Source organism: Catenibacterium sp. CAG:290 (assembly GCF_000437715.1).
GTDB classification, from domain to species: Bacteria; Bacillota_I; Bacilli_A; order Erysipelotrichales; family Coprobacillaceae; genus Catenibacterium; species Catenibacterium mitsuoka_A.
The window spans coordinates 1-8,421 of the sequence record NZ_FR898838.1 but is presented as its reverse complement, the minus strand read 5'-3'; the positions used below and the strand labels follow the sequence as shown (position 1 = coordinate 8,421).

Annotated in this window: 8 protein-coding genes and 1 pseudogene; 3 read left to right on the top strand and 6 right to left on the bottom strand. The window is 33.7% G+C overall.

The features are described 5' to 3' along the window. Positions 1–195, top strand: a pseudogene (locus QVO42_RS07230) (hypothetical protein); the annotation flags it as partial. Positions 196–356: 161 nt separating this feature from the next. Here the strand turns inward: QVO42_RS07230 and QVO42_RS07225 are convergent. Next, positions 357–2,228: a PTS fructose transporter subunit IIABC gene (locus QVO42_RS07225; RefSeq protein WP_022425466.1), complete on the bottom strand. Its 1,872-nt coding sequence runs from the start codon at positions 2,226–2,228 to the stop codon at positions 357–359. A gap of 149 nt (positions 2,229–2,377) precedes the next feature. Between QVO42_RS07225 and QVO42_RS07220 the strand changes: the two genes are divergently transcribed. Next, positions 2,378–2,662, top strand: coding sequence for a hypothetical protein (locus QVO42_RS07220; RefSeq protein WP_022425465.1), 285 nt, complete (start codon positions 2,378–2,380; stop codon positions 2,660–2,662). Between the two features lie 104 nt (positions 2,663–2,766). Next, complete coding sequence (locus QVO42_RS07215; protein ID WP_022425464.1) at positions 2,767–3,285, top strand: TetR/AcrR family transcriptional regulator; 519 nt, start codon at positions 2,767–2,769, stop codon at positions 3,283–3,285. Between the two features lie 32 nt (positions 3,286–3,317). Here QVO42_RS07215 and QVO42_RS07210 read toward each other — a convergent pair whose 3' ends face one another. The 5 genes from QVO42_RS07210 to QVO42_RS07190 all read right to left on the bottom strand — a co-directional run bounded on the left by QVO42_RS07210 (position 3,318) and on the right by QVO42_RS07190 (position 8,250). Then, positions 3,318–5,258, bottom strand: coding sequence for an oxidoreductase (locus QVO42_RS07210; RefSeq protein WP_022425463.1), 1,941 nt, complete (start codon positions 5,256–5,258; stop codon positions 3,318–3,320). A 120-nt stretch (positions 5,259–5,378) separates the two neighbouring features. After that, positions 5,379–6,389, bottom strand: a complete 1,011-nt coding sequence (locus QVO42_RS07205; RefSeq protein WP_022425462.1) for a helix-turn-helix transcriptional regulator — start codon at positions 6,387–6,389, stop codon at positions 5,379–5,381. After that, positions 6,386–7,135 (bottom strand): HAD-IIB family hydrolase, encoded by a 750-nt coding sequence (locus QVO42_RS07200; protein ID WP_022425461.1) that lies wholly within the window; start codon positions 7,133–7,135, stop codon positions 6,386–6,388. The genes QVO42_RS07205 and QVO42_RS07200 overlap by 4 nt, the downstream gene beginning before the upstream one ends. Before the next feature lie 37 nt (positions 7,136–7,172). After that, positions 7,173–7,658, bottom strand: coding sequence for a hypothetical protein (locus tag QVO42_RS07195; protein ID WP_022425460.1), 486 nt, complete (start codon positions 7,656–7,658; stop codon positions 7,173–7,175). Further along, complete coding sequence (locus QVO42_RS07190) at positions 7,645–8,250, bottom strand: ABC transporter ATP-binding protein (protein WP_022425459.1); 606 nt, start codon at positions 8,248–8,250, stop codon at positions 7,645–7,647. Before QVO42_RS07190 ends, QVO42_RS07195 begins: the two co-directional genes overlap by 14 nt. Positions 8,251–8,421: the final 171 nt, after the last annotated feature.

Sequence of the window (8,421 nt, the reverse complement as noted above, 5' to 3'; positions counted from 1 at the left end):
TCAGAACCCCACGGGCTTGCCCGTGGGAGTAGTCAGCTACTACCACAAGCTGATTTTTTAGTATTCAAAAAGCAACTGGTACATATTTTCGATCAATACGAGGAGAAGATTTCAAATTTAAGACTAGACAAGCTATATGAATATATGGGATTTCCATCTAACTGGAAACATATCACAAAATTCCATAAAATATAATCATAGTCGTCTAAAAAAACATCTTTTATATCATCCACAAATTGACTTACTGTGCCATATAAGTTATAGTACTTTTGTGATTAGATTGCAGATACTCGTGAAGCCTGCGATCGCGGGAGGTGCCGAGGCTCCTCTCTTTTTTTACATCAAAAAAGCCTGAGTTAATTCTCAGACTTGTGTGTAAATGTAATAATAAGACCTGCTACAATTGTACCAGCTAGAAGTGCTATGACATACTTAAATGGATTAGTCATGAGATAGATCACCCAGATACCACCATGAGGTACCTTTATACCACATTTATAGTATGCAGATAATGCGCCTGTAATGAATGAGCCTAAGATACATGCAGGTAGGACATGTTTTTGATCCTTCTTCATAAAAGGAATAGCCCCTTCTGATACAAATGATAAGCCCATAATAATATTCTTTAAAGTAGTACCTCTTTCTTCTTGAGTCCATCTTTCCTTAAATATAAGTGTAGAGAAACCAATTGCTAGAGGTGGAATCATACCAGCACCCATTACTGCTGCCATGATCACATCTGAATTAGAAGCTTCAGTAAAGACTAAAGCATTCGCAAATAGATAAGCAAACTTATTAATAGGTCCACCCATATCAATAGACATCATCGCACCAAGTGATGCACCAATTATAACTACTGAAATAAGAGGCAGATCATAGAGATGATCGATAATGAGTGTATGACACTTAACTAAATATGTATTAAGTACTATCATTGCTATACCAGATGCAAGTACTCCTAATACTGGATAAAGTAAAACTGGTTTAATACCATCAAACATATCAGGAACATTCTTAAACAATCTTTTTACTGCAAGTACTAAGTATCCAGCAAGAAAACCTCCTACTATAGCTCCTAAGAAGCCTGATGAGTTTGCTAGAGCGTCATATGGGTTATAGGTCCATTTCAGTGAATAGCCACTATAGGCAATATAACCACATACAAGTCCTGGTCCTAAGGCTGGACGGTCCGCAATACTCATCGCAATATAGCCTGAAAATACAGGCAAGACAAATAAATGAAGGATATTTCCAAGTACATTCAATATATCAAAGTATTGTGTATTATTAAATGTAAAACTATATGTAAGTACACTAATAAATCCTGCTGCCACTAGAATAGGTAAAGCATGAGAGAAACCATTCATTAAATGCTTATAAGGAATACGCCATCCCTTTTCCTGGTTATTCTCTACTTTTACTTTTCCACCCTTATAAACAGGTGCTTGTTCATCTAGGATAATCTGAATAAGCTTTTCTGGTTCATCAATTCCTCTTGCAACAGGACAGCTATAAAGTGGTAAACCATTAAAACGGTTTAAAGAGATATTCTTATCAGCCGCAATAATAACACCCTTTGCGTTTTCTATATCTTCTTGAGTGAGTTCATTCTTAACCCCTACTGAACCCTGTGTTTCCACTTTAATAGATACACCCATTTCTTTAGCTTTCTTTTCTAATGCTTCTGCAGCCATATAAGTATGTGCAATTCCTGTAGGGCAGGCAGTGACTGCTAAGACTTCTGGATGTTCTACTGTTTCTGCTTCATGTTTCTCACTTTGTGCTAAATCAATAATAGATAAGAATTCTTCAGGACTACCTGCATTCTTTAAATCTTCACAGAAATCATGATCCATAAGTAATGTAGATAATTCACTTAATACCTGTAAATGTACATTATCACCATTATCCGGTGCCCCAATCAAGAAAATAAGAGTCGTAGGCTGCCCATCCATAGACTCATAATCTACACCCTCAGGTAGTGTCATTGCCGCAATACCTGCTTGAGTAATCGCATTTGTTCTTGCATGAGGAATCGCAATACCATCTACCATACCTGTAGTAAAAAGATTTTCTCTTTCTATAACTGCTTCTTTATATACTTCTTTATCAGAGACATTGCCCTGTCTATACATTAAAGAGACCATTTGTTCAATTGCATCCATCTTGCTAGAGGCATGTCCATGAATCTTGATGGCTTCTTTACTCATCAAATCTGTTATTTTCATATTCTTCTCCTAGTTATGATATACATGCATTCTAGCATAATTTTGTGTAAATAAATACAGTAATATTATATTTATAAGAAATTACTTTTCTTATTATTTAACAGTTACAAGTAAAAGAACTATAATGAAAGAAGAAAGAAGGTGTTACTATGTATGCAGTCATTTATGGTGACAATGAAAATGGAGAAAACATTGAAGTAGAAGGACTATTTCAAACACACGCTGAAGCAGTGAAGGCATTGTATGAGAGTGCTTCTAAGACCTTTAATTCTATGAATATTGATATAGAATCATGTGTTGAGGATGAGTATGACTGGAGTCCTCGTGGCGAGATACACAAGGAAAGTGCCTGGGCTAATAGTGGCGGCAAAGATGGATATGCTTTGTTTTGGAATGTGATAGAGATAGATGACAGAGCTTTTCAAAACAAATAAATGTCGAATATGACATATAAAGCGAAAAGTTTCAACTCCAAAAGAGTTGATGCTTTTTTATTGCCTTAAAATAAGGTAAAATTGAATTAAAGGCGGATCACGATATGAAAAAAGAAGCGAAGAAAAGACTTTATGAAAGCACTGTGGAATTACTAAAGGAGAGTGATTATGAAGATCTAACAATAGGAAAGATATGTCATAATGCTGATGTATCGAGGCAGGCATTTTATCTCCATTATCGTTCTAAGGATGAAGTTTTAAAGGAAATCTATTTTAATCTACTTAAACTTACTTATCTAGATAGAATAGAAGAGAAAGACTATATAGAGTCTGATGAATTTATTATGAAAGTAATTGATGTCTATGAAGCGCATGCAACCATATTCATTACATTAGAGAAGTGGTATTACCAGGATTTTTTATCACAGGAGAAGCAGCGTATTCTAGATGAAGTCTCTCTTCGTGAATTTGACAATCCATTTATTAAGAAGTACTTCAAGTATTTCTTGATTTCTTTCTTAACACCACTCCACTATATTATGATGGGATGGCTTAATGGGGATAAGAAGGAATCTAAACAAGAACTACAAACAATCATTAAAACATTTGTATATCACAAATAATAAAAACCCTCTCAAACGAGAGGGTCTTTGTCTTATAGATCTTTTGTTAGATTGTATGCTTCTGTAATAGCTGTCTTGATATTTCCAATTTCATGGGCATCACCAATCATATGGTAGTTAAGACCGCTTTCTTCCAACATTTCTTCTACAGCAGGGTTCTTCTTATAACCAGCCGCAAAGATAAGTGTATCTGCATCCTTGATAGTATGAGTCACATCGTCTTGTGTATAGTTGATTTCAGTTTCAGTCACTGATTCTACCTTAGCACTTGTAATGATTTTGATACCTTTTTCCATCATTCTTCTTACAAGTAAGCTTCTGCCTGGTCCTGATTCATTCATCATGACTCCGTTTGCCATTTCTAAAACAGTGACATCTCTATTTCTAGGGAATAAATCATTAATTAATGGTGCTAAGTAATCAGCTGTTTCACATCCTACTGATCCACCACCAATAATAACGATCTTACGACCTGGGAACGCTCTACCAGCAAGTACATCATCAGCTGTCATCCATGATTTAAACTGTGTAAATGGATTAATAACGATTGGAGATGCACCAGTACCTGCAATAACTTCATAATCCTTAAACTCATTCTTTAACATTTCTAATGTCACTTCTGTATTTAATCTTACATCCACACCTTCAAGTTTATGAGCCATATACTTGATAACGAGTGTTAAATCCTGTTTTGCGATAGGAACTGCAGCTAAGTTCATTTCTCCACCTAACTTATCATCCTTTTCGCATAATACAACATGATGACCACGTTTATGTGCTACAAATGCAGCTTCCATACCAGCTGGTCCACTACCAATGACAAGAACATTCTTCTTTTCTTCTGCTTCTTTAATTGTATCTTCATTTTCAATTTCTAATGATGGATTGATTGTACAAGATACACGTTTACCAAACATGATGCCTGTTAAACAGCGTAAACATCCAATACATGGTCTAATATCTTCTACATGACCATTCATTGCTTTATTAACGAATTGGGCATCACATAAGTTAGCTCGACCGATCATACAGATATCTGCTTTATCATTCGCAATAAGTTCATCTGCAATCCAAGGTTCAGTAATACGTCCTACTGTTGCCACTGGAATAGATACATGTTTCTTGATTTCTTCACTTAATAATGCATGTGAACCCATCTTAGTACCTGGTGCTGGAATAGAACTTCCTCTCGCAATAGTTGTACCACCAGAAACATGAAGCATATCTACACCTGCTTTTTCTAATGTCTTAGAAACATAGATCATATCATTGATATTTAAACCACCATCAGTATATTCATCACCTGAAATACGTACATCAATGATAAAGTCCTTACCACACATCTTACGTACTTCTTCAATGACTTCTAAAGTAAGTCTTAATCTACAAGAAATATCTCCTCCGTATTCATCTGTTCTCTTATTATATAAAGGAGATAAGAAGCCACCTAATAAACCATGTGCATGAGCTGCATGGATTTCAACACCATCAGCTCCTGCAGTCTTTACTCTTAAAGCTGCTTCACCAAACTGTTTAATAATAACCTTTAATTCTTCTTTAGTGACTGAACGTGGTGCTTCTTTTGCATAATATGGTCCTACATTACTTGGTGCGATTAATCTTGGTGTGCCAGGAATTGGGAAAGCCATATAAGCTGGGTGGAATAACTGTGGTAGAATCTTACAATCATACTGATGTACAGCTTCAGTTAATTTTTTCCATCCAGGAATAAAGCTATCATCATGAATAGACATATCTCCTGGTAAATAGATATATGTTGGTTCTACTGTAGTGACTTCAGTAACGATTAAACCAACACCACCCTTTGCACGTGCTGCATAATGTGCAACAAGCGCATCAGTGACATAACCCTTATCAGCTAAGTTTGTACTGATAGGAGGCATAAAAACTCTGTTTTTTACGACTGTTTCACCGACTTTAATAGGTGAAAATAAATGTGAAAATTCCTTCATTGATATATCCTCTCTTTCGTCACCATTATAACACTCCTCTTGTGAATAAAAAATCATGCACATATATAAAAACAGTCATATTTTGCCTTCTTGTAGTTATAAGAAGACAATATATGACTGCTATAAAACAATTTGTATACGCTTACCTTTGTTGGATATTTTAATTTCTTCTTCTGTTTCTAGTTTAATATGTTCTGTATTTAAAGTAATCTTACACTTTTCATCATCATAGATTGTTTCTTCTTCATTAATAAAGTCTTCTAGTATACTATCAAAGTCATGAAGTTTCATTTCTTTTTCTACAGTAGGCGCAAAATTCTTCTTAAAACGTTTTCTATAATTGCTTGGTGATATACCATAGATCTCTTTAAATGCTTCTGTATAAGCCTTAGAATTAGGCATACCACATTCATCTGATATTTCTGATATATTCTTTATTCCTTCTAATAGATCTTCTAGAGAAGCACGAATACGTACACTGTTTAAGTATTTAATAAAAGTAATACCAGTAAACTTCTTAAAGAGTTTAGACGTATAACTTAAGCTAAATGAAAGTGTATCTGCCACATCACCTAAAGTAAGATTTTCATTATAATGTGAGTCTATATATAAAATAGCCTGCATATAGTTCTTATGGGCTTCATCCTGTAAAGGTAAAGAAGACATAGAGAATGAGACCTGAGAAGCAATAGAGAGGATATCCATCATATAGGCATTCAAAGTATAAAGGTTATAGTTTTCCTTTCTAATAAGTTTGAGGATTCCTGATATCTTATTTTTTAATTGATCATAAGCCTGGTTTGTGACAATCATTGTAGAAAAAGCCTCATTACTATTCCCACTCAAAGCGGAAGTCATACGATCAAAATCTATATGTATTGTAAGAATCACTCCATCTTTCTTATGAGAGATTAAATGTATATCTCCAGGAGCAATCATCACAAGTTCACCTTTAGATAACTTAGAAGTAAGCTTCTCTGTCACTATCTGATATTCTCCCTGCAAGACATAAGAGAGCTCTAAACTATTTTGTCTAGAAAAGATATGACGATTAAAACTGTTGATACTTAAAGAGAGAGGATAACCAAACTTCTGTCCTGAAAAATCATAATAACTTGTCATATTCATCATAATAGTAATTCCTCCAGATATTTACCTATTCCATCACAATCACAATCATCACATACTGCATCGGATTGTTCTTTCACATGTTTAAATGCATTACCCATTGCGACACCTGTTCCCGCTTTAATAAGCATAGGAAGATCATTTTCACCATTTCCAAAAGCAATTGTATCTTTTAGGTCTATGTGGTGATACTTCGCAATTCTTTCTAACATTGTTCCTTTATCTACATCTTTTGGTCCTATTTCAAGCCAATAAGGATCAACTAAAGAACATGTATAATCCAGTCCCTGTGTGTCAAAAGAAGGACGTCCAAAATAGACAAACTTATCAAAGATTGTATCAACGTGTATTGGAATATGCAAATGTAGTAATCGAACAAGTAATGATTCATTATAATGAAACATCACTCTTTTATTATTGATATAGACAATAAAGCCATAGTGATGTGCTTTCGCATATTTTCTTACTTTTAGATAATCCTCATAGTTTAAACGTTCATGTTCAAATATCTTATTACCCAAATGATCATGATAAGCTTGGCCATTGATGCAGGAATAGCCACTCATTGGATATTTTTCAAAATGAAGCATATTACCATACTTCTTTAGACTATTAATATGTCTACCACTAGAGAGAATCACACCTATTCCCTTCTCTTGTAGTTTGATGAGTGTTTCTAGTGTTCGTGGTGAGATTTTTTTATAGTGATTCAGTAATGAACCATCCATATCACAAAATATGAGTTTCATAGAACACCTCCTAGAAACTATAATAACACAAAAGGCTTCAAGACATAATTCCTGAAGCCAAAGTAATGAGATATTTAGTAAAAACGATAAGTATGAATGCAATCATGAACGTATGAGTACCTAGTCTTTTATAGAAGAAAGACATACATAGTCCTACAGCTATTTCAATACAGATTGTTCCTATAAGTCCTAAGATACAAATATCATAGAAGAAAAAATCAGTGAGAATAGAAAACAAAACAAATACAACAAGTGTATCTACTATTCTTTTGAACATCATTGTATGATACTTCTTTCTTCCCATTCTGATGATTGTGAAAGTATCTATCTCTATATACTGGAAGATACAGTCAAATACTATTTTTAAATACAAGTAATTAACTAGAAGTGAGAAAACAATATAAATAGGTCTTTGAGGAAAGAAGTATTTGATATCTGCATAATCAATAAAGTTGATATGAAATACTTCTTTACATATAAGAAATAGAATAAAGAGAGAAACATAGTTCTTAATAGTCTTCACTTTGAAGCTTCCCCTCTTCTAGTAAATAGGTATGAGTATAGTGAACACGAGCTAAGCGGTCATGTGATGCAATCACTATACTTTTACCACCTTCTACCAGTGTATTGACCATATTCTCAAATACGATAATACTCTCTTCATCCAAGCCTCTTGTTGGTTCATCAAAGAAAATAAGGTTCTGATCTTCCATCACTGCTTGAATAATACCTACTTTTTGTCTCATACCTATAGAATAATTCTTAAGTATGGAAGAACTATCATAATCTAATGAGTACATATGACATAGTTCTCTTATTCTTTCTTCATTATAGTGATGATTGATAGAAGCAAGAAATTCAAGATTGAATCTTAAAGACTCATTTTCAATAAATCCTGGATTTTCTATAAGTGCACCAATATATGTATCAGGCTTCTTTTCAATAGTGCCTGAATCAGTTTGAATAATATCGCAGATGATCTTAAAGAGTGTAGATTTACCACATCCATTCTTTCCATGTATATAGAGACATTCTGCTTTATTTATTTCTAGATTGATATCTTCTAATACAGTGTTTTGTTTAAAGCTCTTTTTAATATGATTGACTTTCAACATCTTTATTTCCTCCTAGAAGAACATGTAATGATAAGCAAGATTGATAATGATAGGTAAAGTGATATAGAGAATATTTGATTTTCTATTGAACTGTAAGTAAATAATGGATATCTCAAATAGAAATAGAAATGTATAAATAACTGTTATGAAATGACCGTTGTCAAGACATAA

Coding starts and splice junctions, on each gene's coding strand:
- QVO42_RS07210 (WP_022425463.1), bottom strand. CDS start 5,258: ATGAAGGAATTTTCACATTTATTTTCACCTATTAAAGTCGGTGAAACA.
- QVO42_RS07205 (WP_022425462.1), bottom strand. CDS start 6,389: ATGATGAATATGACAAGTTATTATGATTTTTCAGGACAGAAGTTTGGT.
- QVO42_RS07215 (WP_022425464.1), top strand. CDS start 2,767: ATGAAAAAAGAAGCGAAGAAAAGACTTTATGAAAGCACTGTGGAATTA.
- QVO42_RS07190 (WP_022425459.1), bottom strand. CDS start 8,250: ATGTTGAAAGTCAATCATATTAAAAAGAGCTTTAAACAAAACACTGTA.
- QVO42_RS07225 (WP_022425466.1), bottom strand. CDS start 2,228: ATGAAAATAACAGATTTGATGAGTAAAGAAGCCATCAAGATTCATGGA.
- QVO42_RS07220 (WP_022425465.1), top strand. CDS start 2,378: ATGTATGCAGTCATTTATGGTGACAATGAAAATGGAGAAAACATTGAA.
- QVO42_RS07200 (WP_022425461.1), bottom strand. CDS start 7,135: ATGAAACTCATATTTTGTGATATGGATGGTTCATTACTGAATCACTAT.